Here is a 26,211-nt window from a genome sequence, read left to right on the forward strand (position 1 = left end):
GATGGTTTAAAAAAGAATGTAGTTAAAAATCTGTTAGAAGTGTGGTAAGTTTTCGACAAAGGATTAAATTTTCCTATTTTTGAACTATGACTACAAAAGAGAGTGAGTGTAACATTCCGGGAGAAATTAACTATAAAGAACACTGGAATGCAGCCTATGTAAAAAATCCAACTGAAAAACTAGGGTGGTTCGAAGAAAGTTCGAAAGAAACTATTGAATTATTAAAGGAATCTAACGTACCAAAAGACGCTAAAATCTTAAACGTTGGTGTTGGTTCGTCTATGTTAATTGATGAATTAGTGGCCGATGGATATTCAGGCTTAATAGCAAATGATTTATCTGAAAATGCACTAACCGATGTAAAAAATCGATTAGGAGAAAATGCATCAAAAGTTAACTTTATAGCCGATAATTTAGTGGCTCCAACCCAACTACAAGACCTTGAAGAAGTTGATGTTTGGAACGATAGAGCAGTACTACATTTTTTTTTAAAAGAAGAAGAACAAAACGCCTATTTTAACCTGTTAAAGAAGCTTGTAAAAGTAAATGGATTCGTAATTATTGCTGTTTTTACTTTAGACGGAGCAGAAAAATGTTGTGGACTGCAATTACAACGTTACAATACGGAAATGCTACAAGAAAAATTAGGAAACGATTTTGTTTTAGTCAATAGTTTTAATCACACATTTGTAAATCCGTACGGAGGAGAACGTCCGTATGTTTACACATTATTTCAAAGAGCCAATAAGTAATGAACATAACCAATATCCCTTATAAAAACACAGGATTCTTTTCTAAAACAATGGAGGACTATTTAAAGGCTGATGAAAAGATTCAACCTTTTTATAACCGTTACCCGAGTTTACGCAACTTTGAAAAACAACTAGAAGAAAAGAAAGAAAACCCTATTTCAAATACTCAAAGAAAAAGATTGGTTGAAGTATTGAGAAAGCAATACAAAGACATTGATTTAACTTTTGAGACACAAAAAAATATAGAAAGTTTACTAAAAGAGAATACGTTTACAATAACAACAGGACACCAGTTGAATTTGTTTACGGGACCTTTATATTTTCTGTATAAAATTATATCAACCATAAACATGTGCGAGCATTTGTCAATGCAATTTCCTAATGAGAATTTTGTGCCTGTATATTGGATGGCAACAGAAGATCACGATTTTGAAGAAATTAACTTCTTTAACTTTAAAGGGAAAAAAGTACAGTGGAACTCTGACCAAAAAGGACCTGTAGGACGTTTTACAACCGAGGGGTTACAAGATGTATTTGAAGTACTTGCTGAACATTTAGGAGGTTCAAAAAATGCTATTCAAATAAAAGAACTTTTTGAAAAAGGATATTTACAGCACAAAACATTAGCAGGTGCAACCAGATATGTATCCGATAAACTTTTTGGAAAATATGGTTTGGTAATTTTAGATGCTGACGAAAGAGAATTAAAAAGAGCGTTAATACCTTATGTAGAGTACGATTTGTTACACGAAACTTCTTATAATGAAGTATCGAAAACAATTACAGAACTAGAACAATCATATAAAATACAAGTAAATCCACGTGAGATAAACTTATTTTATATTACTGATAGGATTCGTGAACGTATTGTTCTTGAAAACGGAATTTACAAAGTAAATAATACAGATATTTCTTGGACAAAGGATGAAATCTTAGATCATTTACATAGTCAGCCAGAATGTTTTTCGCCAAACGTAATTATGCGCCCACTATATCAAGAGGTAATTTTACCCAACTTATGCTATATTGGTGGAGGTGGAGAGTTAGCGTATTGGTTAGAGCTAAAGGCATATTTTGATAAAGTAAATGTTCCGTTTCCTATTTTGTTATTGAGGAACTCAGCTCAAATACTTTCAGAAAAGCAGTTAGGAAAGTTAGAAAAACTAAACGTTTCAGAAGAAGAACTATTTTTAAAACAAGACGACTTACTAGCAAGAAAAGTGTTGGCTAACGGCGATACTAAGGTAGATTTTACCAAGCAAAAACAGTTTTTACAACAACAATTTGATGATTTACGTAAGCTAGCTAAAAAGACCGATGTTTCTTTTGTAGGAGCTGTTAATGCACAAGAAAGAAAGCAGGTGAAAGGATTAGAAAACCTTGAAAAAAGATGGTTGCGAGCAGAAAAACGACGTCAAAAAGAAATGGTTGAAAGAATTGTAGCTTTGCAAAACGAATTATTACCTAATCAAAGTTTAGAAGAGCGACAACGTAATTTTTCAGAGTTCTATTTAGAGTATGGAGCAGATTTTATTACAATTCTCAAAGAAAATTTACATCCGTTACAACTAGAGTTTACCCTTATTACACTTTAATGAGCACAAAAAAAGGATTACATCCTAAAAATATACACAACCAAGGATACGATTTCAAATTACTAGTAGAAAAGTATCCGAAACTTTCTGAATTTATCATTGAAAAGTTTGAGAAAGAGACTATTGATTTTTCTGATCCAATAGCTGTAAAAGAGTTTAATAAGGCATTATTAGCAGCTCATTATAATATTGAACATTGGAATTTTTCTGATGAGAATTTATGTCCACCAATACCTGGAAGAGTAGATTATATTCATCATTTAGCTGATTTAGTTGCAGGTGAAGAAAACGTAACGGTGTTAGATATTGGTACAGGGGCAAGTTGTATTTATCCTTTGTTGGGAATTGTAGTATACGATTGGAATTTTGTGGCAACCGATATCGATTTAGATTCACTAGATTATGCTCAAGATATTATAGATGATAATGGTTTTACGGATAAGGTTGAGTTAAGACAACAGTTTAAAGAAGAACATATCTTAGAAGGAATTATAGAAGAGGGTGATGCATTTACGGTAACGATGTGTAATCCACCATTTTATAAATCGGCTGAAGAGGCGAGAGGAGCTAACCGAAGAAAATCGAGAAACTTAGGGAATAATACAGTACGTAATTTTGCAGGGAACTCTAATGAGTTATGGTATATAGGCGGAGAAAAAGCTTTTTTGCATACCTATTTATATGAGAGTTCTAAATATCCGAAAGTAAGTAAATGGTTTACGAGTTTAGTTTCAAAAAAAGAAAACGTAGAAAGTTTACAAAACTCAGGAAAAAAGTTAGGAGTTAAAGAATTCAAAGTAATTCCTATGCACCAAGGAAACAAGGTAACACGTATTGTGTGTTGGAGGTTTATATAGTGAGTAATTGTTTATTATTAGTTTAAAGTGATTTCATTAAAAATTAGGAGGTATTTTACCATCTTGATAATCTTTTCATAATTGTTTAATAAAATAGGAAACCGTTATTAGAAGTGATGAAAAAAGGAGGAATTAACGAAGTTGAGTCTCACGAGGAGAGTTCCTCTTACTTTTCAATAATCAACTTCTCCCAAGTATCTTTCCACCCTTTATTTGTAATCCTATTACGATACGTTGTCAAATCGAAATTAGGAGTAGGTCGTACAATAAGATTGAACACATCATCTAAACCATACGGAGCAATATATTCGATTTGACTATCATAGTTTAACTGAATAGCAACAGCAGTAGCTGTTTCAGGCCAGTAAGAAATGGCTTCGTAACAATTTTTATAAGGTGAATGACCGTTTCGAACATGCATTCTTGCTTGATTTTTTACCGACCAATTCACAGTAGGATTAATAGCTTTGAGCTGTTCTTCAAGAGCTAATTCACGAGCTTTGGAAGTATCGCTTTCATCAAAGTAAATAACATCAACATCGTTTAAAGAAGTTCTTTTATTATTGTGTTTATAGTCCCAAATTTTGTTCCTAATAAAACCAGCACCAATCCAACAGTCGGGAAGATGTAGGTTACGAACGGTTTCAAGAATACGTAGCATCCAAGCGTCATTTTCAATAATGCTTATGAATTGAGGGGTAAAATCTGTTTTCATAGATTTATTTGTATTCAGGAATATCCCTTAAAAACACATAAGTTTCGTTCTCTTTATCAAGCATACAAAAAAAATGTTGCAGTCCGTTGGTTACGATGAGGTAATCAGCATCGAGTTTTAAGTTATAACGTGCAATTTGATCAAATGTATCTTGGGTAATTTTTATATGTGGTGCTTTACATTCCACAATAATATTCGGATGACCGTCAGAAGCAAAAACCACAATATCGGTACGTTTTTTAAGGTTGTTGATAACCAATTGTTTTTCAATAGCAATCAATGAAACAGGGTAGTTCCTCTCTTGAATTAACCATTGCACAAAATGCTGACGTACCCATTCCTCAGGAGTTAATACCATGTATTTTTTTCTCAAATTATCAAAAATAAGCGTCTTATTTTCGTTACTTTTGAGCTTGAATGTATAGCTAGGAAGGTTGAGCTTTTGCATAGATCAAAAGTAAGAAAATTATAAGTTATTTCTTCGTTGTTTACTGTGACGAAACATTATTGTCATCTCGAACTGAAGCAACGCGGAATGTGAGAGATCTTAAACACGTGAGTTACTCCGTTGAATCAGATTTCTCAGTCGTAACCTCTTTCGGAATGACATTATAGTAATCGTCATTGCGAGTGAAAGCGAAGTAATCTGTTAGTCGAAAAAAGATAGCCACGTCGTTATCTCTTCTCGCTATGACGTTTCAGTTACCGTCATTGCGAACGATAGTGAAGCAATCTTTTTCTCGAAGAAAAGAAGCCACTCCTCGCTATAACATTTTAAATAACAACACCAAAAGAAGGCAGAAGAAAGACACATGAACGAAATTAAATCTATCATATCCGATATTAAAGGAGGCAACATCAAACCCATTTATTTTTTAATGGGCGAAGAACCGTATTACATCGATAAAATTTCAGATTACATTGAAGATAATGTGTTAGATGATTCTGAAAAAGGATTCAATCAAGTAGTTATGTACGGTCGTGATGTGTCGATAGAGGAAATTGTGTCGTCGGCAAAGCGATTTCCGATGATGGCAGAAAAGCAGGTGATTATTGTTAAAGAAGCGCAGGATTTAAGCCGTTCGATAGATAAAATAGAGTCGTATGCTGCCAACCCACAACCGACTACCGTGTTGGTGTTTAACTACAAATACAAAAAGCTCGATAAACGTAAAAAAGCGTACAAAGCCATAGCTAAAAACGGACTCATTTACGAGAGTAAAAAACTATACGAAAATCAAGTAGCCGATTGGATTCGTCAGGTGTTGGGCGGAAAAAAGTTTAATATTGAACCAAAAGCTTCGCAAATGTTGGTGGAGTTTTTAGGAACAGACCTAAGCAAGATTAGCAACGAATTAGATAAACTAACCTCAGTATTGCCTGCGGAAACCATTATTACCGATAAGCATATTGAAGAAAATATTGGGATTTCTAAGGACTTTAACAATTTTGAGTTGCGTAAAGCAGTAGGGCAGCGAGATGTGGTGAAAGCAAACAGAATCATCAATTATTTTGCACAGAACCCAAAAAACAATCCGTTGGTAATGACCATTTCTTTACTAAATAGCTTTTTTACACAGTTATTAATGTACCACGGATTAAAAGACAAATCGAAGGCTTCGGTTGCTAAAAACTTGGGAGTAAACCCATATTTTGTGGATGACTATGTAAACGCTGCCCGTAACTACCCGATGCGAAAAGTATCACAAATTATTGCTTTATTACGTGATGCCGATGTAAAAAGTAAAGGAGTAGGAGCCAACCAAACCCATGCTGATATTTTAAAAGAATTACTGTTTAAGATTTTGCATTAACACTACTGTGGGCATCTCTTATTTCTTTAAGAAGAAAAAAACTACAAGTAAAAATATCGTAAAACTATTTTTTACAAACAAAATTCTAATGAAGAGGCAATTTAAACTTACACACACTCTCACTTTTCATAAGTAAACGTAACTGCTCGAATAAAAGAGCAAAAAAACACGTACTACTTAGTGACTTTTTAAGTACATAAAATAGTGTGCAAAGGTACAAGCTGCGTACAAATAAAATTGGTTCTTGTTAAAAGACAGTGTTTTACAGTAAAAAACTTAAAAATCAATATATTAAATGTGTGATTTTGAAGATGTTTTATATCTTTAACTCAAAAAATTGTACCACCCTAAAAATACATCTATGAACATAAAAGCAAAGCTTTTTATATGTGGTGAGGAACGAGAATTGCTTACTACTAACTTAAATTATAACAGACTTACTGATTGGAATGGTAAACCTACTTCAGCCTTATTAGGAGGAACTATTTCAGTAACTTTTGAATCTGAAATGTACGATGATACTTTTGTTGATTGGATTAAATCAGATAGAAGAGGCAATAAAAAAATACGTCATCCTTTTAATCTTTATCAGTTAAGAGACGGTAAAATAGTTTTTTACAAAGACGAGTTTGATGGAGTAGAGCTGTTCCAATACAACTTTCAAGATGGTGTACTTGTAAACTATTACGAAGCTTTTGATAACCAAAAAGGTATGCAGGTTACGTTAACCATATCGCCTGCGATGCAAGACTATCGTTTTTTTAATAATAATACCGACTGGCGTAGAAAAAGTCCTACTCGTTATATAAAACACTGGCAAGAAAGTTTTATACCACCTATAAAAGAAACTCCTTATAAAGCGAAAGAAAATAAAGAGTCTCAAAAAGAAAAAAAGCCTTTTAAAATAATATTAAGAGCTAAAAATACCGATATTAAAAATGGAGTTTTTGGTTTTGATAGTATTCCTAAAGAAAGTATAGTTATATCTGATTATGAAAAATTAAAGAAAGAATACAAACCTCTTTCAGAAAAAATACTGGAGGATGAATATATACCAAATTGGATAAGCATAAGGAAAAACCAAACTGTAGAATTAATGCTAGATTGGGAAAAGAAAGGTAGAGCTAAAGAATATGATGATATAGCTTTTGAAGAACACCCAGATTTTAGTTTTGAACCAAAAAATTTAAAAGGAGTTAAAGAGGTAAAAATTACATGTAAAAACAATAATGCCATTCCAGCACAAATCCTTGTAAAAGCAGATAATAAATTAACGGTTGGCGCTCTTAATATATACTACCCTAAACCTAAAACGATAGACCTAGAATGGTGCTTTGTGGAAATCCAAGGAAATGGAAAAGATTATGCACTCTTAAAAAAGGAAGTTAATAAACAAAAACTGGAAAATTATCTTAGAAAAGGTTTAAACCCTGCCTTAATAGATGCTCCTATAACAAATAACAGTGCTACACTAATTGATATTAGTCAACATTCAACAAAGTTTAAAAATTATGGTTTTTTAAAGAAACACCCTAATGTAAATATAGGAAACTATATTGAAAGAAGTAGAAAAGAAGTTATTCTATCAGCCATAAGTAGTAAGCATGTAGAAGATGTAAATAAATTGACGGTGTATTTTATCAATCAAAAATGTATTAATGAAAAAGATATTCAACCAAATGGAAAATATAAAACAATGGGAGGAGTGTCACCTACAGGAACAGGTGTTGCTTTCTTAGTATTAGATCCTAACGGTAATATTGAGACAGAAAACATTATACATGAGCTTATGCATGCAATGGGATTAAGACATACTTTTAAGGGAGCTGAACATGAGTTTAAGAGTAGTAAAACAGATAATTATATGGATTATCAAAACAATAAAAAACATACTTACAAATGGCAGTGGGAAAAATTACAAGAATATTCTAAACTAAAATAAAAGTACAATATGCATATATCATTTCTAAAGACTCTTTTTAAATTCTATAATTCTAAGTCTAAAATCTTTTTGTTTAAAATAATGTTCTTGATTTTAATTATGTCTTCTTGTAAAAGTAGAATGATAAAAGCACAGGAGTTTTACACTACATGGGAAAATAATTCTATACCTATTTCAGAAGAAAAATTAAATAGTCTCAACAAGATAGACCAAACAATATACGTCCTTTACGAAAGATTCCTTGATTCTGTAGGTAGTGGAAAAAACAGACTGTTGTCCAGTGTGAAATATTTAGTTATAGACCAATCTGTAAATGTTGCTATTTGTGATTCAATAATTAAAACAAAAGATAATTATGGAAGAGTTTTTTTTAAGCCTATAAACAAGAAAAAATCAAATAAACACATTCTTTATCCACGCTCTAGAAATACTGAGCGTACATTGCTTTATTATAATGAAGAGTATAAAAAAATAATAAGTAAGAGAAAGCGATTTGCAACTGCGTCTGTTTATGGGTTAAAAAAGGATAAAGATGTTCTAGCTGTTTTTAGGGGGGTAGCTTATTACCCAGGTGGAAAAATCAAATATAAAAACTTACTATTTGAGCTTAAAAGTATAATTATAAGTAAAGACTTGAAAAATGCTATTTTACAAATAGAGACTGATTTTGGGAGTGAACAAATTTACTTTAAGTATGATAGCAAAAAGGATTTTTGGGTAGCTCAAGTGTTTGATGAATGGAGTGAAAATTAAATTTCTAAATCAATATAAAAACTTTAAAAACACAAATTACATGGGAACATTTTGCAAAAAATTATTATGGATATATTAAAGTTAAATAAAGTATTTCACGTTTTATGCCTCGTTTTTTTACTCGTTTTTTTTACAACATGTGAATCAACAAATAAAGAAAAAGACAATTACATTAAAATAGAGAAAGAATGTAGTCAAAAACAAAAAATAACAGAGCTTTCATTAATTTTTTTAGGATATTCTTATAATGAAATTTCTGATATTGTTTTAGAAATACGAGGAGTAAACCCACTTATTTCAAAACTATATGTACCGGAAAAAATTACAGATAGTATAAGACTAAGAAGGGATGTGACTATATACCAAGAGATTGGATTGAAAGATACTGTTGTTTTGGTTTTTCCAAACAAAGAGCGTTATATATTAAGTGATTTTAAATACAAAGTAAGACCTCATTTTACCACATTGTCAAAAAAATGGGGATGTGATTTTTATGAAATGAAAATAAATAATGTAATTAAAGAAGGAGGAAGTGCTACTTTTATTAAAGAAGGATTCGAAATAGAGTGAAACTAAAACAATTATTGAATCAATTTTTTTCTCTAAATAAAATAAAGTATTTAAATATTATACTCACACTTCTATTAGTTTCATGTACAACAACTAAAGAAATTACTGTTACAAGTAAGGTGTCTAATAAATATAAAGTTATTGCTTGGTATGATAAAGAGCAGAAAGATATTTGGGCTATTAGCTTTCCCTTTGTTTTAACTATAAATAATAAATCAGCTAATCAAAAGGAAGAGCTTACTTTTCATCAATACATCTATAAAAAAACTAGTGAAGGTGCTTTCGCATTTTTGTATAAGGAGAATGATAATAACGATTTAATAAAACTGAGTAGCACGCTCAAAAAAGAGATACTTCCAAAACAAAAAAAAGAGTATGTCGTTTACTCAAAACATCTTATTAATAACTTGACGGATTCTAATAAAATTCTTTCAGCCTTTCAAAACAAACATTTAAATAAAGACTCAATACATTTGAGTAGTTTTAAAAACTTCAAAAATAAACTGCCTGAATTGACACAAAAATTATTATCAAATGATAGTATTTTTTTAAAGTTTACAAATTTTGATAAAACAACTTCTCCTCCTAAAAGAATTAAATTACCTATTAAGGTTAACTAATCAATGAAGTTAATTATCTACCTGTTAATTCATAGTACTCTTAAAAAGTTTATTAACAGAATAAGTAATCGTTTTTCTATGTATGAGTTTTAAAATCAATAATAACTTAATTTACATGAAAAGGTTGTAAAAATTAAAACATCAAAGAACCCCATTAATAATGCAGTTTAGCTTAGTAACATTTATAAGAAAAATAGTTGAAGGTATTTACCTTACATCTTCACATAAGAGTCCCGATAACTATAATAATGCAACCAGATATAACAACAGATCAAGCAAGTCGCTCTTTAAAGATTACTTACACATAAAAGTATCTACAGAAGATGTTAGAGTTGAAGGATTCTATTACGACGAAACTATATCTATTGATATATACGGAAAAGAATGTAGAGAAAATCCAGACGATTACTTTGATGAAAAGAGTAGTTTTTTAGACGGATTATTTATAAGGTCGCCTGAATATTATAAAAACAAACACGACAGGTTTGAAACTCGTAAAAGGTTTAGGTCGCAAATAACAATTTCTTTAAAAGACAGAAATATAAAACTGCAAACATCAGTTTTTATGAATGAAGTTGAAGTTAGAATGAAGCTTTACGAACAAAACGTTATTAATATATATTATAAAAAATGGGAAATGGAAGATATGTATTTGAGTAAAGATGGAAGGAACATTCTTAAAAAAGAATTTGAAGAATACTTTGTAGATTTAAAGTTTTTAAACCAAAGAAAAGTTGATTTTAGAAGATTAAAAGTTTTATAACATCAAAAAAATAGGAGTAATCTCATATTTTGTAGACGACTACGTAATTAGTTTAATAATACATATTTCTTCTACAAATTTAATCTGTTTGTACTACATTAACAGCAACTAAATCATTATTAAAATTTCCTCATAAAACAAAGGTTTTACAGAGTATTGCCTAAAATTAAAATATTGGATTTTACCTTCTCCAACCGAACTGCCCTTTTTTAATACACCGTTAAGTTCAACGTTCCATTCACCTTTTTCAAAGTAATAATCTCTAACTTTAATTTTATCGTTTGATTATAATTAAAGACTAAAGGGAGATGTTTTTTGTCAAAAAAATACGTTAATACTTCGTTAGTATTCTATTACCTTCTTTATCATAAAGTGTTTTTTTTATGATGCTCCCTTCTTGGTTGTATTCAATTTTTGACTTCAATTTTTCATTCTTATAATAAGTTCGCCAAACCCCAACTTTTGTAAAATAATCAGTACCTAAATAGCTGCCAGTTTCCATAATATTTCCATTGGGGTAAAAACTAGTATGTGTACCTATCTTATTTCCTTTTTCATTAAATTCCTTTTCTTGATATATAGTTCCGTTATCATAGTATATAATTAATTTACCAACAAAATCACCTACATCATTATACTTAGCATCAAGTCGTAACTGACTATTTTTATAATATTCAGTATTCTTTTGAATTATGCCCTTTTCAGTATATTCTTCTTTTGATTTAATTTGACCATTGCTCCAATAATTTATCCAATTTCCAACGGGCTTATTTTCTTTGTATAACCCTGTGGATTGTAACTGTCCGTTTTTATAGTAACTCTCGTAGTTACCATCCATTTCGTAAAACCCTTTACCAGAGTAGCTACATGCAGTTTGAATTTGTCCGTTTTTATAATAAAGAACAAAAGAACCTTTGGGGGTTCCATTTTCATCAAAATTAATTGTAGAATTTATAGAGCCGTCTTTTCTGTAATATGTCCAGTTACCATACGCTATTCCTTCACTATTTTTAAAACCTTCAGATTTTTTACTTCCATTATCATAATAATCAATGTAGTTTTGAGCACTTATAGAGTTCATCGATACTAAAAGAAGTACGAAAGAAAAGGGTATATATTCTTTTTTGAAGTTCATTATTTAATTGATTATAAATTTTTATTTGTTTTTATGTTGTTGGATTTAGCAAGTGCACATAAAATTAAAAAACTGAAAGGATTTTAAGAAATAAGTGAAAACTTTATTAGCTAAAGTAAGAATAAAAAACTTGCTTTAATAATTGTAAAAAGTGGTTTACCTTATGATGAAAATTACAAAAGTACGTTGGTTTAAAAAAGTATAAAATTTACTTGTTTTTACTTCAGTTCTTTGTTAGCATTAGTTATTGAATCGACACAATCATATTAAGCATTTGGTTGACACCTTCTTCACTTATGTAATTTCTAAAATCATCACATTTAGGAGGAATATATTTCGCTTTATCACTAATCCAATTGTTCATATACTCTTTGTTTTCATCCCTTTCAACATCAAACCAATCAATGCACTTATCACAGATGACCCAAGGTGAAGGTGAAGAAGTAACGCTCTTAAAAGCCTCAATCCTTTTTTCTAAACCTACATTATCAACACCATAATTCTTGTCAATAAAAATATTTCTCCAATATTTAGATGACTGTATAATTTCAAAGGTTCTTAATAAGTAACCACTAGGTGCATATAAAGATTCAAAACAACAATCGCAAACATACCTAAATCGTTCATCGACTTCGTAAGGAACAATATTACTTTGCATATCTTTAGAAATGCTGCTACCAGCATCAGATTTCCAGAATTGGTCTGTGTCTTTATTTATTTCTTGAATTATTTTTTCTTGTTCTTTTTTTGATATTCGACTTAGGGCTAATTGAAACACTGCTTTTGCACGTTCCATAAAAAAAAGTGCAACTTTTCCATTATCAACAAACTGCACAAAAGGAAACCGGCTTTTCTTAAACAAAACTTTAGTTCCTCTAAAATTATCATCTGTATTATTAACCTGAGCCAATACTATAAACCTTGAAAATTTAGCAAATACTATCGTGTCATTATCTATTTCTGCTATATTAGTATCTGCGGCTCTAGTAAAATATCTATGAATAAATTCATGAGGTTGATTTTTGTTATTCCACATATCTCCAAGAAATAAAAGATGTATGTCATCAAAAGTTATCTCAGAATCACCATTTAAATAAGAATGCCAATCATTAAAAACTTCCTCTAAATATGGTTCATTATTTATTTTATTTAATAGCAGTCGTCTCCACAAAACGGAAACGATGAAATTCCCTAAATTCTCATTGTAATCAAGAAAATCTTTCTTTCCGTTCACGTGGGGATGAAAAATATTGTCTGCGAACCATTTTTCATATTTGCTAAATTTTTGCTCGCATTCAAAACATAATAGATGTTGTTTAAAACCATCCTGCATACGAACATTAGGGTTTAATGCACTTCTGAAGTAGTTTCCACCAGACTTTTTCATCCATTTAAAAACAAATTTTGGAATTAAATGACTCTCCGCCAAATCCTTATTTTGTTTACATAAATGACAAGTTCCTTGTTTCATAATTATACTACTTATTCCTTACGCTCACGCTACTGGTAATTAATGCTAACGTGTTTGTATAAGATTAGTTGCGGTTTTGTGTGCGAGGAATTTCCACAGGAAATTCAGACGTAACAAAATTGCAACGACCTTAGGTTAAGTACTAATGTAGTAATTAATTTTATACGGTGTTGGCAATAGTTTTTACTCAGTTTATTTATTCTAAATTGGTTCTAATTTTTCGTCAATTCTATCGTATTTAAATAATTTACCTGTCTGAGTATCTATAATAATATGTGAGCCTTTTTCTTTTTGATATCTTCCACTTTGAGAAAAATTATAAACACAATATCCAACCCAAATCATAAATAAAAAATAAAAAACTTGACGGATTCTATCTATTTTAGTTTCATTCATTTATTCAATAACTTTAATTAATTCCGCTTCTAGTATATAAGGTCCAAAACTATTTGGTTCAATTTCAACATATAAATATTCGTCGTCACTTTTAGACTCAAGATGAAAATCCATTTTTTTTAAGTCTGTAACTTTTATAACAAAAGTTTTCTCATTAAAAATATCATCTGCTTTTATTTGTTTTCTTAGATAATTCAATTGTTTAATAGAAACTCTAATGTTTATATAAAAATTAATTAAACTCTCAAAAGAACGGATTTTTACAAAATTTTGATCGCCCTTATTTGTTATATCAATAACGTCAAAGTTTGATATAACAATATTTCCTTTCTTTGTTAGTTCAAATAAATCTATAGAGAATATTTTATTATCGATTGTGTCTAATGAAGCTACAATATTTAATTCTTCAGCATACTGTTCAATATTATTTTTTTGTTTAGTAACGATTTTTTCTTTCTTATAATTATTGTTACATGAATAAAAAAATAATAAAAGTCCTATTAAGATTAATTTCATTTCCATTTTTAATTATTGCCAACTTGTTTATATAGATGTAAAATACATCGTTATACACCTGTTTAGGTAGGTCTATAATTGTATTTATGTTTGTTTATACTTTTACGAATCTAAAAAAATATCTATACATATTCTTACGGAATCCCATAAGTTCAATTATTTAGGTAATAAAAGTTGTTTTAGCTATCATAAAAGCTTGCAAGGGTCGCTAATATCACGGCATGCTCCGAAGACACCACGGCATGGGTCGCTAATATCACGGCGTGCTCCGAAGACACCACGGCATGGGTCGTTGATATCACGGCATGCTCCGAAGACACCACGGCACGGGTCGCTGATATCACGGCGTGCTCCGAAGACACCACGGCATGGGTCGCTAATATCACGGCATGCTCCGAAGACACCACGGCACGGGTCGCTAATACCACGGCATGGGTCGCTAATATCACGGCATGCTCCGAAGACACCACGGCATGAGTCGCTAATAATAAGGCAATAGATAAATTAATAACACACGTAAAAAAGCTGACAGCGGTGCTAGCCGTAGCCTCAAATCCCAACAGATTTCATAAAAGCTCTCGGAGAAAACATTAAAAGAGCTTAAGAAAAAGCTACCAACCAATACTTAAAAGTAGAATTTTGTTAGTTGTAGTATGAGTTAGCAGCCGTATATGGTATTGGTTTTTACCTTTAAAGAACACTAGAAAGCGTTATCCCGACTGAAAAGAGAGAATTCATTAAAGTAAGTAACACCTATTGTTGAGAGGTCTCATCATTCATACCTCATGCTATCGACATGACACCTTATTGATTTTTAGTTAATTTATAAAACTCAGGTTATACCAAAATTTTATCAAAGGTATAGACCATTTTTGCTAATTTCGCCGCTTAAAATATTTTGTATGATTACGGTAGATCAATTAACGGTTGAGTTTAGTGGTAACACCTTGTTTAGTGATGTTTCGTTTGTAATAAACGAAAACGATAAAATTGCTTTAATGGGTAAAAATGGCGCAGGAAAATCCACCATGATGAAAATTATAGCAGGAGTTTCTAAACCTACTAAAGGGGGCGTTCGCAGTCCGAAAGATACCGTAATCGCTTACTTACCGCAGCACTTGTTAATGGAAGACAACTGCACGGTAAAAGAAGAAGCATCCAAAGCATTTGCATCTATTTTTGCCATGAAAGCCGAAATGGACGACCTCAACAAACAATTAGAAACTCGTACCGATTACGAATCGGATGATTATATGAAAATCATTGAGCGTGTATCGGATTTAGGGGAGAAGTACTACGCGTTAGAAGAAATAAACTACGAAGCAGAGGTAGAAAAAGCTTTAAAAGGGTTAGGATTTAAACAAGAAGATTTTGAAAGAGCAACCTCAGAGTTTAGTGGAGGTTGGCGTATGCGTATAGAGCTGGCGAAAATCTTACTGCAAAAACCCGATTTAATTTTGTTAGATGAGCCTACCAACCACGTAGATATTGAATCAGTAATTTGGTTGGAAAACTTTTTATTAAACAAAGCCAAGGCAGTAGTAGTAATTTCGCACGATAAAGCGTTTATCGATAACATTACCAACCGAACCATTGAGGTAACGATGGGAACTATTCACGATTATAAAGCGAACTACTCACACTATTTAGAGTTGCGTAAAGAGCGTCGTGCACATCAGTTAAAAGCCTACCAAGAACAACAAAAGTTTATTGCCGATACCAAAGCGTTTATCGAGCGTTTTAAAGGAACCTATTCAAAAACGAATCAAGTAGCTTCGCGTGAACGAATGTTAGAAAAATTAGTTCCTGTAGAAATAGATGAGGTAGATACTTCAGCCTTAAAATTACGTTTTCCACCATCACCACGTTCAGGAGATTATCCTGTAAAAGTGGAAGGATTGACGAAGCAATACGGAGACTTAACCGTATTTAAAGACGCAAGCTTTTCCATAGCTCGTGGAGAAAAAGTATCGTTTGTAGGAAGAAACGGAGAAGGAAAATCGACCATGATTAAAGCAATTATGGGAGAAATTGATTTTGAAGGAGAGTGTGGTTTAGGACACAACGCTAAAGTGGGATACTTTGCACAGAATCAAGCATCATTGTTAGATCCTGAATTAACAATTTTCCAAACCGTAGATGAGGTTGCTGAAGGTGATGTTCGAACGCAAATCAAAAATATATTAGGACGTTTTATGTTCTCGGGAGATGATTTAGAAAAGAAAGTAAAAGTACTTTCTGGAGGAGAGAAAACTCGTTTAGCAATGGTGAAATTGTTGTTAGAACCTGTAAACGTATTGATATTAGATGAGCCTACGAACCACTTAGATTTAAAATCGAAAGAGGTAATCAAAGAAGCCTTATTGCACTTCGACGGAACCTTAATTTTAGTATCGCACGACCGTGATTTCTTACAAGGATTATCTCAAAAAGTATTTGAATTTAAAGACCAACGCGTTATAGAACACTTTGAAACGATTGATGCTTTCTTAGAACGTAACAACATCAAAGCGTTAAAGGAGATTGACCTGTAAAAAACGTCATTGCGAGTGGAACGAAGCAATCTGTATATCGTGTACCGAGTAAAAGATAGCCAAGTCGTTCATTTCGACTTCGCTCAATGAGCCTCCTTACTATGACGTCTCGATTACTGTCATTTCGAGTGATAACGAGAAATCTTATTCATGTGAGTAACTCCCATTGTTGAGATTTCTCGTCGCTCATAAAATCGCTCTGTCGAAATGACGTCTGAGTTATCGTCATTGCGAGTGGAACGAAGCAATCTGTTAGTCGAAGGAGAGATTACTTCAGTCGTAACCTCCTTCGTAATGACGAGAAGAGGAGACAATTAGTTCACTCCACAACACTTTTTATACTTCACTCCACTATCACAAGGACAAGGATCGTTTCTGGAAATATCAAGACGTTTTAAATGCAGGTTCATGTCGTCCATATCTTGTTTAAAGATTTGCTCTAGCAACGCATAAAGCTCAGGATGTTTTCTAGCTAATAACTTCGGACGCTCAAAAAAGTATTCACTAGCTACCGAGAAAAATTCCGCTTTGTTAGTTCCGCCATACGGATTGATATCGGAAGCGTCGTTATATATTTCTTCAATCTTTTTGTTGATTAAATCTACCCACGGAATGCTGTATTGTTTTTCTAATAATACATGCGGAACTCCGTCAATATTTCCATCTAGTTTGTCAATTAAATGCACAAACTCATGGATAGCAGTATTCTTTTTATCGGTTTCATTTTCAAAACCTAGATGTAAAGCAGGTTTCGATAAAACCATTTTTCCTTCTAAATACCCGTTACCTACCATTCCTAAAATTCTTCGGTTGTCTCCTTCGGTTTCAAAATGCTCGTTAAACATAGCAGGATATAAAATGATTTCTTTGATGTTAGGATAGCGCCATTCAGGAAAATTAAAAATAGGAATTACAGCACTAGAAGCTATCAGAAGTTTGTCCGTAATCGTAACTGTAACATCAACACCAATAACTTCATGATTTAACAGGAATTCAAAAACTTTGAATTCAAACAATTCTTTTTCATCAGGAGTGAGTGCGTTGTAAAAAGCGACTTTTTTAGTTAAAATAACTTTCCATTTGTTTGGAAAAGGAGTTGTAGGTTGTTTCCACTTTGGTGTTGAGGTGCTTTTTTTGAATACAAGAAAAATACCTACGAGTATAATTATAGATAAATAAGTCATTTAAAATAGCGTTGAGACTACTAGTAATTTTTTTTCAAATATATAAAAATAGGGTAGAGTACAAGCGTCATTGCGAATGGAATGAAGCAATCTGTATATGGTGTACCGAGTAAAAGATAGCCACGTCGTTCATTTCGACTTCGCTCAATGAGCCTCCTCGCTATGACGTTTTATTTATAATTATTGTGAGGGAAACGAAACAATCTTCTTTAGTAATAATATTTAAGTTTCTGTTTTTGAGTGTTTTGTAGTTTAATATTGGTTTTATTGAGTGTTTGTTAAAAATCAACTCCTTATTTTGTGTAAATGTTAAATTTTATATTGTTTTGTTGTATTGTTTGTAAATAAAGTTCGAAATGTATACATTGGCAATGAGATTTTAGTTCTATAACTTAAATCTTAATTTTATAAAGTAGTAACCTTAAATTCCCCAATAATATGACTACAAAAACAGGTTTTATAACTGTAGCAAAAGAACAGATCAAGTTCTTAAAATTCCCAAAAGAAGAGGTGTTAAACAAAAAGAAAGCAATAGTAAATCGTATTTTAGATTTACAGCGGGCTTTGTCTTTAGGAAATTTAGAAAGAGAAAAGGTAAAAATATTTTTTATGGATGTGGATGGTTTAAAGAGAGTAGAAACAACCGTTTGGGGTATTACTGATGCCTCGGTAATTTTAAAAGAATCTACTATTATTCCATTAGAAAGAATTGTAAGAGTTGCATAAATAAAAAAGACCTCGAAATTTCGAGGTCTTTTTTATAGGTGTTATATTTATTAAGCTTCTGCTTCCATATAATCTTCAATAGGATTACAAGAACAAATTAAATTACGGTCACCAAAAGCATCGTCTACACGGCGTACTGAAGGCCAAAACTTATTGTCTGCAATATACTCTAAAGGAAATGCTGCTTGTTTACGAGAGTATGGTAAATCCCACTCATCAGCAGTTAACATTTCTTGCGTATGTGGTGCATTTTTAAGCGGGTTGTTAGGATTTTCTTTACTCGCTTCGGCAATCTCTTTTCTAATAGAGATTAACGCATCACAAAAACGGTCTAATTCAGCGACACCTTCCGATTCGGTTGGCTCTACCATAATTGTACCCGCTACAGGGAAAGATACCGTAGGCGCGTGGAATCCGTAGTCCATTAAACGTTTCGCAATATCAGTAACTTCAATTCCATTTTGTTTAAACTCACGACAGTCTAAAATCATTTCGTGAGCAGCACGGTTCATTTCACCAGTATATAAAGTGCTATAATGTCCGCTTAAACGCTCTTTAATATAGTTTGCGTTTAAAATAGCGTTCTTAGTAGAGTTTGTTAACCCGTCAGCACCTAACATGGTAATGTATCCGTAAGAGATTAAACATACCAATGCAGAACCCCAAGGAGCTGCTGAAATAGCCGTAATGGCATTGTTACCACCAGTTGCTATTACAGGGTTGGTAGGCAAAAATGGAACTAATTGAGGAGCCACACAAATTGGTCCAACACCTGGTCCACCACCACCGTGAGGAATCGCAAATGTTTTATGTAGGTTTAAGTGACAAACATCGGCACCAATAGTTGCAGGATTTGTTAATCCTACCTGTGCGTTCATGTTTGCACCGTCCATATATACTTGTCCACCATTATCGTGAATAATTTGCGTAATTTCTTTAATCGCCTTTTCAAATACTCCGTGAGTAGATGGGTAGGTTACCATTAAAGCAGCTAAATTATCAGCGTGTTTTTCAGCTTTAGCACGTAAATCTTCTACATCGATGTTTCCTCTTTCGTCAGTTTTGGTAACCACCACTTTCATACCCGCCATAACAGCAGATGCAGGGTTCGTTCCGTGAGCAGATGCAGGAATTAAACAGATGTTTCTGTGGGTGTCTCCGTTTGCTTCGTGATAGGCTCTAATAGTCATTAATCCAGCAAATTCACCTTGCGCACCAGAGTTAGGTTGTAAAGAAGTACCTGCAAAACCAGTAATCACATTTAATTGGTTTTCAAGGTTGCTTAACATGATTTGGTATCCTTCTGCTTGGTTTAATGGAGCAAATGGGTGAATATTTCCCCATTGAGGATTACTCAATGGTAACATTTCAGAAGCAGCATTTAACTTCATGGTACAAGACCCTAAAGAAATCATTGAGTGATTTAATGCTAAATCTTTACGTTCTAATTTTTTGATATAACGCATCATATCAGTTTCTGATTGATACGTGTTAAATATTTCGTTATCTAAGAAAGAAGTAGCTCTTTTTACGTCTGCAGGAATTACATCTGTTGAAGTAAATTCAGTAACTAAAATATCTTTGATATTGAATGCTTGTTCAAAACAATCAACAATTTCATTGATTTCCTTTAAACCTACTGTTTCGTTTACAGAGATTGAAATATGCTCTGCATCGATGTAGTTAAAGTTGATTCCGTTTGCTTCTGCTACTGGACGTAACTTGTCAGCTTCAACTTCCACTAAAATAGTATCGAAATAAGCACTATTCTTTTGTTTGAAACCTAAATCGTTTAACGCTTTTGCTAGAGTTGTAGTGCTCGTGTGTACACGATCTGCAATGTATTGTAAACCATTTTTACCGTGGTATACAGCATACATACCTGCCATAACCGCTAATAATACTTGTGCAGTACAAATGTTTGAAGTTGCTTTTTCACGTTTAATGTGTTGCTCACGCGTTTGTAATGCCATACGTAACGCACGACCACCATCAACATCTTTGGTAACTCCAATAATACGACCAGGTATACTACGCTTGTAAGCTTCTTTAGTAGCAAAATATCCAGCGTGAGGTCCTCCATATCCTAAAGGAATACCAAAACGTTGTGTAGTACCTACGACAACGTCAGCACCAAATTCAGCAGGAGCTTTTAACTTTACTAATGATAAAATATCAGCAGCAACCGCTACTTTGATATTATTTGCGTTACAGTTAGCAACGAAATCGGTATAATCATATACTTGTCCGTGCTTACCAGGATATTGTACAATAGCTCCAAAGAATTCTTCTGAGAAGTTAAACTCTTGGTGGTTACCAACAACTAATTCAATTCCGATAGGAATAGCACGTGTTTGTAATACCGATAAGGTTTGTGGTAAAATTTCTTCAGAAACAAAGAACTTGTTTACGTTAGCTTTTTTTTGTGCTCTTTCACGAACATCAAATAACAAAGCCATAGCTTCAGCAGCAGCAGTACTTTCGTCTAATAACGAGGCATTCGCTAACTCCATTCCTGTTAAATCACAAATCATAGTTTGATAATTTAACAAGGCCTCTAAACGTCCTTGTGCTATTTCAGCTTGGTAAGGGGTATAAGCAGTATACCATCCTGGGTTTTCTAAAATATTACGTTGGATAACACTAGGTAAAATAGCTTCGTGGTACCCTAAACCTATATAACTTTTAAAAACTTTGTTTTTAGCACCTAATTCATTGATGTGATTTAGGTATTCATACTCGCTCATGGCAGGAGCTAAATCAAGCTCTTTTTGTAAACGAATATCGTCGGGAATAGTTTCATAAATCAATTGGTCTAAACTCTCAATGCCAATTGTTTGAAGCATTTGATCCTGATCTTTAACACGAGGACCTATATGCCTAAGTTGAAATGAATTTGTGTTCATTATTGTGTTGTTGTTTTTCGTGCCTCAAAAATAGTGAAATTGGTTGATTTGATACTACATATTTTTTTGTTAAAAACAATATTTTATTAACCAAAACAGCTGGTTATAAACAGAAAAGTTATTTTTGTTAGATGAACCTTTTTAAAAAAGTACTTGACTTTTATATAAATTCTAGTATCCATGTAGCCTTATCGGTGATTTCTTTGTTTATAATTACTGAATTATACTTTGGTTTTTCGTCTGATGAATCACTCGTTTTTTTTGTGTTTTTTGCCACAATTACTGGGTATAATTTTGTTAAATATGCAGGAGTAGCGAAACTCCATCATCGAAGTTTGACTAAAAACTTGCAAATCATTCAAATATTTTCGTTGATTTGTTTCTTGCTAATGTGTTATTATGCATGGTTACTACCTTTAAGAACTTTATTGTTTTTCGTGCCTTTAGGGGTTTTAACTTTTTTATATGCAGTACCTTTTTTAAGTGGATTTCAAAAAAACTTACGAAGTGTTGGCTATTTAAAAATAATAGTAGTGGCCTTGGTATGGGCAGTAACTACGGTGTTATTGCCAATATATGCTAGTGAAATTTCTTTCACAACTGAGGTGTACTTGTGTGTAATACAGCGTTTTTTGTTGGTAATAATATTAATCCTTCCTTTTGATATTAGAGATGTGCAATACGATGCTATTTCTTTACAAACAATTCCTAAAAAAATAGGTTTAGAAAACACTAAAAAGTTTGGGGTTGTTTTGCTTGGGGTGTGTTTGGTGTTGGAGTTTATGATTAGTCCGAATACTCAATACCGTACAGCTTTTTTATTGGTGTTTTCCGTATTGTTAATTTTATTGATGAGAGCAAGAGTAAATCAGTCTAAATACTACAGTTCTTTTTGGGTTGAGGCAATTCCCATTTTTTGGTTGTTATTTTTGTTAGTTTAAGATTGAAGCTTTTAGCAGGTATTGAAACTTGAAAAGTAATAGCTTATAAGCAGCGTGTTTTTTATAGTTAAAAACTGAAACTTAAGGGCTTTGTAATATGTGTTTTTAAGAAAACCTTTGTACATTCGTTGGCTTAACAACACAACAACAAAAATACAAATTAAGTAACATGAATTTAGTAAAACGAAATTTCGTTTTCGATTTCGATAGCACACTTACGAGTGTCGAAGCATTAGATGTTTTAGCCGAAATCACCTTAAATGGGAGTCCGAAAAAAGATGAGATTATTCAAGAGGTGATCCATATCACTAATCAAGGAGTTGATGGAGATATTTCTTTTACTGAGTCCTTAGAAAAACGTATTCAGTTATTAAGTGCAAAAAAGTCTGATTTACCTTTATTAATAGAGGAGCTAAAGCAAAAAGTATCTCCTTCTATAGAGAGAAATAAAGAGTTTTTTGAAAGTTTTTCTGATGATATTTATGTGATTTCAGCAGGCTTTAAAGAATTTATCGACCCAATCGTTGCCGAGTATAACATTCCGTCGGAAAGAGTATTCGCAAATACTTTTGAGTTTGACAAAGATGGAGTTATTGTTGGATTTGATACCCAAAATCCATTATCTAAGCACAACGGAAAGATAGATTGTTTAAAATCCTTAAATTTAGAAGGTGAAGTACAAGTAATTGGAGATGGCTATAGTGATGCTGTAACTAAAGAAGCTGGTGTTGCTGATACTTTTTTTGCTTATACAGAAAATGTGTCGAGAGATAAGACAATCGCAAATGCCGACCATATTACCCCAAATTTAGATGAATTTTTATACGTTAACAAATTGCCTAGAAACCTATCATACCCAAAGAACAGAATTAAAATATTATTATTAGAAAACGTGCACCCTGATGCTTTTACAAAGTTGACAGGTGATGGATTTTCTGTAGAAACTGTTTCAAGAAGTTTATCGGAAGATGAATTGATTGAAAAATTAAAAGATGTTCATGTGTTAGGAATCCGTTCTAAAACACAAGTAACTCGTAAAGTAATTGAAGCTGCTGAAAAGTTAATGGTGGTTTCTGCTTTTTGTATTGGAACGAAGCAAATCGATTTAGAAGCATGTAAAGAAAATGGAGTAGTAGTTTTTAATGCACCATATAGTAACACTCGTTCGGTAGTAGAATTAGCAATTGGAGAAATCATTATGTTGATGCGTAGTGTGTTTCAAAGAAGTACAGAAATTCACAACGGCCAATGGAATAAAACAGCACAAGGATCAAGAGAGGTGCGTGGTAAAAAGTTAGGAATTGTTGGATACGGAAACATAGGAAAACAATTATCTGTATTGGCAGAAGCTTTGGGAATGGACGTTTACTATTATGATGTTGAAGATAAATTAGCTTTAGGGAACGCAACAAAATTAGATACATTAAAAGAGTTGTTGAATATTTCTGATGTGGTAACCTTGCATGTAGATGATAATTCAGCAAACAAAAACTATATAGGAAAGGAAGAGTTAGCTGAAATGAAAGATGGAGCGCATTTGGTAAACCTTTCTCGCGGATTTGTAGTAGATATTGAAGCATTGGTGGATGCGTTGAAATCAGGTAAACTTGCAGGTGCCGCTGTAGATGTGTATCCTGAAGAGCCAAGAAAAAATGGTGAGTTTTATACTGAGTTAAAAGGATTAGATAATGTGATTTTAACTCCACATGTGGGAGGTAGTACAGAAGAAGCTCAAAGAGATATTGCTGATTTTGTTCCGAACAAAATTATGGCGTATATCAATTCAGGGAATACGGTTGATGCGGTTAATTTCCCAAATATTCGTTTACCTAAGCATAAAAATGCACATCGTTTTTTACATATTCATAAAAATGTACCTGGAATAATGGCAAAGATTAATAAGGTATTAGCAAAATATGAATTGAATATTACAGGACAATATCTTTCTACAGATGAAAAAGTAGGGTATGTAATTACTGATGTTGATAAAGAATATAATCAAGAAGTAATAACAAAGCTTAAAAAAGTTGAAGGAACAATTAAATTTAGAGTACTGTATTAAAAACGTATTCTATGTAATTTTTACTATTCGAGGTTTGCAGTAAAATGTAGACCTTGTTTTTGTTTATAGTTATTTCTTTAAGGTGGAAAAGTAAACCCAAGCAATAAAAAAGAGTTGTAATGGGATTCTAAACCACAAATAAGAAAGTCCTTTTCCGTTATAAGTTCCCGTTTGATAATTCAAGTTTTCTAAACTAGCTTTTATGTTTGCAGGGAGCATAAGTAGTAAGAAAAAGATAAGAATCCAAGCAGTTGTTTTCTGGTAAACTGGTAATAATAAGCCTATAGCTAATATAATTTCTAAAATTCCTGTTGCTAATACTAAAGTTGGCTTTAAAGGAATAAAGTTTGGAATCATTTTACTCATGCCATCAGTAAATAGAAAATGCCCTAATGCAGTAAACAATAGCATAGTGCACATGGCTATTCTGGCAGAAATCAGGTAGTTAATGTTTTTTGAAATAAGTCTTTGTATTCCTATAGAAACTATAAAAGTTAGAAGTAAAATAAATAATGGTTTCATTGCCTAAAAAGTTTTATCCAAAATTGAAGAAACTTTAAGAAGGAGTCAATGAACTTGGGTTAATAAATTCGTTTTCTAATTCTACTCAGTGCTTGTGGAGTTATTCCAATATAAGATGCTATGTATTTTAATGGAATGTGTTGAATTAATTCAGGCCTTTCTTGAAAAAGGTTGAGGTATCTTTCTTCAGGTGTATTGTTTAAAAGAGAAAGTTCTCGTTTCGATTTTAGTAAAAATAAATTCTCCGCGTTTTTCCTTCCTACTTCATTGCCAATGGAGGTGTTTTGATAAATGTCTTCTAAATCATTAAAAGATAATCTCCATAAAATAGTAGGGGTTAACGTTTCAATACTATATTCAGAAGGAGTTTGTGCTAAAAAAGAGTCATAAGCACTGATAAAGCTGTTTTTAAAAACAAAACCAAATGTTACATCATTTTCAATTTTAGGAATGAATAACCTTAAAATTCCTGTTTCAACAAAAGAAAGATAGTTTTCAGTGGTTCCTTTGGTTAATACAATTTCTTTCTTCTGAAGTGTCACTTTTTGGAGTTTAGAGCAAAAATAGTTTGAATCCTTTTCAGAGATGTCAGCAAAAGATTGCAAGAGTGTTTTTATTTGTTCCATAATTTTATAAACTATCAAAGTCACTTAAATTCTGTTCTATGATATTGGCTCCTTTCTGTAAAATTTGAATATAACTTGTTACGTTCTCCATTTTAAACCTACTTAAAGGTCCAGAAGCACTGATTCCAGCAATCACTTTTCCTTTTTTATTATAAATTGGAATAGCAATACATACCAAGCCTAATTCTGATTCTTCTATGTCTAATGCAAATTTTTGTTGTTGAATTAGTAGTAATTCTTCTTTGAATTTTGAAGTAGAAGTGATGGTGTTTTTGGTAAAAGGTCTTAGAGTAACCGAATCTAGAAAGTATTCTTGTGATTTTGGAGAAGCAAAAGCTAGTAATAATTTTCCAATAGCACTTCCATTAATGGGAGCATAAGAACCTATAGAAGTACTTATTTTTAGTCCTTGTAAACTATCAGCTTTATTAATGTGTAGCACTTGCTGTTCTTTTAAAATGCCCAATAAAACCGTTTCTTGAATTTCTAAAGCTACCTTTTGTATAGGTTCATTAGTTAAATTTCTTAGTGATTTGTATATTGAAACTCGATTGCCTAATTCAAACAACTTACTGCCCAGTTGGTATTTCTCATTATCATTCTGTTGTACAACATTCAACGAAACTAAAGTACTTAGTAATCGGTATACGGTACTTTTGTTATGGCCTGTTTTAGCAGCCAGTTCTCTAACGCCCCATTCTTTTTTGTCATTGCTAAAAGCATCTAAAACAGCAAACGCTTTGATGATAGATTGGTTTAAATTTTTAGAACCTGTATTCATTTTCTTAAAAAAATATTGACTAATATAATA

24 protein-coding genes are annotated in these 26,211 nt (G+C 32.2%); 13 read left to right on the top strand and 11 right to left on the bottom strand.

The window, feature by feature from the left end:
• Nucleotides 1-86 precede the first annotated feature (86 nt).
• Genes ABMY20_RS07180 through rlmF form a run of 3 tightly spaced genes read left to right on the top strand, consistent with a single transcriptional unit; the run spans nucleotide 87 to nucleotide 3,204 of the window.
• Entirely contained in the window at nucleotides 87-752 is a 666-nt protein-coding gene (locus tag ABMY20_RS07180) for a class I SAM-dependent methyltransferase (RefSeq protein ID WP_349264960.1), read from the top strand.
• Nucleotides 752-2,347: a bacillithiol biosynthesis cysteine-adding enzyme BshC gene (gene bshC, locus ABMY20_RS07185; protein ID WP_349264961.1), complete on the top strand. Its 1,596-nt coding sequence runs from the start codon at nucleotides 752-754 to the stop codon at nucleotides 2,345-2,347. The genes ABMY20_RS07180 and bshC overlap by 1 nt, the downstream gene beginning before the upstream one ends.
• Nucleotides 2,347-3,204 carry a 23S rRNA (adenine(1618)-N(6))-methyltransferase RlmF gene (rlmF, locus tag ABMY20_RS07190; protein ID WP_349264962.1) on the top strand — a complete coding sequence of 286 codons (858 nt, stop codon included), beginning with the start codon at nucleotides 2,347-2,349 and terminating at the stop codon, nucleotides 3,202-3,204. Before bshC ends, rlmF begins: the two co-directional genes overlap by 1 nt.
• A 166-nt stretch (nucleotides 3,205-3,370) precedes the next feature.
• Here rlmF and ABMY20_RS07195 read toward each other — a convergent pair whose 3' ends face one another.
• Nucleotides 3,371-3,919 carry a nucleotidyltransferase family protein gene (locus ABMY20_RS07195; protein WP_349264963.1) on the bottom strand — a complete coding sequence of 183 codons (549 nt, stop codon included), beginning with the start codon at nucleotides 3,917-3,919 and terminating at the stop codon, nucleotides 3,371-3,373.
• A 4-nt stretch (nucleotides 3,920-3,923) separates the two neighbouring features.
• Nucleotides 3,924-4,367: a type I restriction enzyme HsdR N-terminal domain-containing protein gene (locus ABMY20_RS07200; RefSeq protein ID WP_047789206.1), complete on the bottom strand. Its 444-nt coding sequence runs from the start codon at nucleotides 4,365-4,367 to the stop codon at nucleotides 3,924-3,926.
• A gap of 364 nt (nucleotides 4,368-4,731) precedes the next feature.
• On the opposite strand from ABMY20_RS07200, the gene holA reads away from it, so the two are divergent.
• The 6 genes from holA to ABMY20_RS07230 all read left to right on the top strand — a co-directional run bounded on the left by holA (nucleotide 4,732) and on the right by ABMY20_RS07230 (nucleotide 10,381).
• A complete protein-coding gene (gene holA / locus ABMY20_RS07205; protein ID WP_349264964.1) occupies nucleotides 4,732-5,733 on the top strand; it encodes a DNA polymerase III subunit delta in 1,002 nt (333 codons plus the stop codon).
• 361 nt (nucleotides 5,734-6,094) lie between these two features.
• The gene (gene tssD / locus ABMY20_RS07210) at nucleotides 6,095-7,675 is read left to right on the top strand and encodes a type VI secretion system tube protein TssD (RefSeq protein ID WP_349264965.1); all 1,581 of its coding nucleotides are present in this window, start codon (nucleotides 6,095-6,097) and stop codon (nucleotides 7,673-7,675) included.
• A gap of 120 nt (nucleotides 7,676-7,795) precedes the next feature.
• Nucleotides 7,796-8,428, top strand: a complete 633-nt coding sequence (locus ABMY20_RS07215) for a hypothetical protein (protein ID WP_159616990.1) — start codon at nucleotides 7,796-7,798, stop codon at nucleotides 8,426-8,428.
• 66 nt (nucleotides 8,429-8,494) lie between these two features.
• Nucleotides 8,495-8,998 carry a hypothetical protein gene (locus ABMY20_RS07220; RefSeq protein WP_047790647.1) on the top strand — a complete coding sequence of 168 codons (504 nt, stop codon included), beginning with the start codon at nucleotides 8,495-8,497 and terminating at the stop codon, nucleotides 8,996-8,998.
• A gap of 119 nt (nucleotides 8,999-9,117) precedes the next feature.
• On the top strand, nucleotides 9,118-9,618 hold the full coding sequence (locus ABMY20_RS07225) for a hypothetical protein (protein WP_349264966.1): 501 nt from the start codon (nucleotides 9,118-9,120) through the stop codon (nucleotides 9,616-9,618).
• A 160-nt stretch (nucleotides 9,619-9,778) separates the two neighbouring features.
• Nucleotides 9,779-10,381, top strand: coding sequence for a hypothetical protein (locus tag ABMY20_RS07230; RefSeq protein ID WP_349264967.1), 603 nt, complete (start codon nucleotides 9,779-9,781; stop codon nucleotides 10,379-10,381).
• Nucleotides 10,382-10,712: 331 nt separating this feature from the next.
• Here the strand turns inward: ABMY20_RS07230 and ABMY20_RS07235 are convergent, their stop codons facing one another.
• From ABMY20_RS07235 to ABMY20_RS07250, 4 genes are all read right to left on the bottom strand, one after another.
• Entirely contained in the window at nucleotides 10,713-11,516 is an 804-nt protein-coding gene (locus ABMY20_RS07235; RefSeq protein WP_349264968.1) for a hypothetical protein, read from the bottom strand.
• A gap of 244 nt (nucleotides 11,517-11,760) precedes the next feature.
• Nucleotides 11,761-12,903 (bottom strand): hypothetical protein, encoded by a 1,143-nt coding sequence (locus tag ABMY20_RS07240; protein ID WP_349264969.1) that lies wholly within the window; start codon nucleotides 12,901-12,903, stop codon nucleotides 11,761-11,763.
• Nucleotides 12,904-13,188: 285 nt separating this feature from the next.
• Nucleotides 13,189-13,383: a hypothetical protein gene (locus tag ABMY20_RS07245; protein ID WP_349264970.1), complete on the bottom strand. Its 195-nt coding sequence runs from the start codon at nucleotides 13,381-13,383 to the stop codon at nucleotides 13,189-13,191.
• A complete protein-coding gene (locus tag ABMY20_RS07250) occupies nucleotides 13,384-13,899 on the bottom strand; it encodes a hypothetical protein (protein WP_349264971.1) in 516 nt (171 codons plus the stop codon).
• A 902-nt stretch (nucleotides 13,900-14,801) separates the two neighbouring features.
• Here ABMY20_RS07250 and ABMY20_RS07255 point away from each other — a divergent pair.
• Entirely contained in the window at nucleotides 14,802-16,433 is a 1,632-nt protein-coding gene (locus ABMY20_RS07255) for an ABC-F family ATP-binding cassette domain-containing protein (protein ID WP_159492530.1), read from the top strand.
• A 314-nt stretch (nucleotides 16,434-16,747) separates the two neighbouring features.
• Here ABMY20_RS07255 and ABMY20_RS07260 read toward each other — a convergent pair whose 3' ends face one another.
• Nucleotides 16,748-17,617 (bottom strand): zinc-dependent peptidase, encoded by an 870-nt coding sequence (locus ABMY20_RS07260; protein WP_047789358.1) that lies wholly within the window; start codon nucleotides 17,615-17,617, stop codon nucleotides 16,748-16,750.
• A gap of 438 nt (nucleotides 17,618-18,055) precedes the next feature.
• Here ABMY20_RS07260 and ABMY20_RS07265 point away from each other — a divergent pair, with 438 nt between their 5' ends.
• Nucleotides 18,056-18,343 (top strand): hypothetical protein, encoded by a 288-nt coding sequence (locus tag ABMY20_RS07265; RefSeq protein WP_047789357.1) that lies wholly within the window; start codon nucleotides 18,056-18,058, stop codon nucleotides 18,341-18,343.
• Between the two features lie 50 nt (nucleotides 18,344-18,393).
• On the opposite strand, the gene gcvP is transcribed toward ABMY20_RS07265, so the two are convergent.
• Entirely contained in the window at nucleotides 18,394-21,249 is a 2,856-nt protein-coding gene (gene gcvP, locus ABMY20_RS07270; RefSeq protein ID WP_349264972.1) for an aminomethyl-transferring glycine dehydrogenase, read from the bottom strand.
• Between the two features lie 131 nt (nucleotides 21,250-21,380).
• Between gcvP and ABMY20_RS07275 the strand changes: the two genes are divergently transcribed.
• On the top strand, nucleotides 21,381-22,190 hold the full coding sequence (locus ABMY20_RS07275) for a hypothetical protein (RefSeq protein WP_349264973.1): 810 nt from the start codon (nucleotides 21,381-21,383) through the stop codon (nucleotides 22,188-22,190).
• Nucleotides 22,191-22,359: 169 nt separating this feature from the next.
• On the top strand, nucleotides 22,360-24,252 hold the full coding sequence (gene serA / locus ABMY20_RS07280) for a phosphoglycerate dehydrogenase (RefSeq protein WP_281980324.1): 1,893 nt from the start codon (nucleotides 22,360-22,362) through the stop codon (nucleotides 24,250-24,252).
• A gap of 69 nt (nucleotides 24,253-24,321) precedes the next feature.
• Here the strand turns inward: serA and ABMY20_RS07285 are convergent, their stop codons facing one another.
• Genes ABMY20_RS07285 through ABMY20_RS07295 form a run of 3 tightly spaced genes read right to left on the bottom strand, consistent with a single transcriptional unit; the run spans nucleotide 24,322 to nucleotide 26,181 of the window.
• Complete coding sequence (locus tag ABMY20_RS07285; RefSeq protein WP_239178959.1) at nucleotides 24,322-24,774, bottom strand: hypothetical protein; 453 nt, start codon at nucleotides 24,772-24,774, stop codon at nucleotides 24,322-24,324.
• Between the two features lie 59 nt (nucleotides 24,775-24,833).
• Complete coding sequence (locus ABMY20_RS07290) at nucleotides 24,834-25,400, bottom strand: Crp/Fnr family transcriptional regulator (protein ID WP_073181362.1); 567 nt, start codon at nucleotides 25,398-25,400, stop codon at nucleotides 24,834-24,836.
• Nucleotides 25,401-25,404: 4 nt separating this feature from the next.
• Complete coding sequence (locus tag ABMY20_RS07295) at nucleotides 25,405-26,181, bottom strand: IclR family transcriptional regulator (protein WP_349264974.1); 777 nt, start codon at nucleotides 26,179-26,181, stop codon at nucleotides 25,405-25,407.
• Between the last annotated feature and the right edge of the window lie 30 nt (nucleotides 26,182-26,211).

The organism is Tenacibaculum sp. SSH1-16 (genome assembly GCF_040104435.1).
GTDB classification, from domain to species: domain Bacteria; phylum Bacteroidota; class Bacteroidia; order Flavobacteriales; family Flavobacteriaceae; genus Polaribacter; species Polaribacter mesophilus.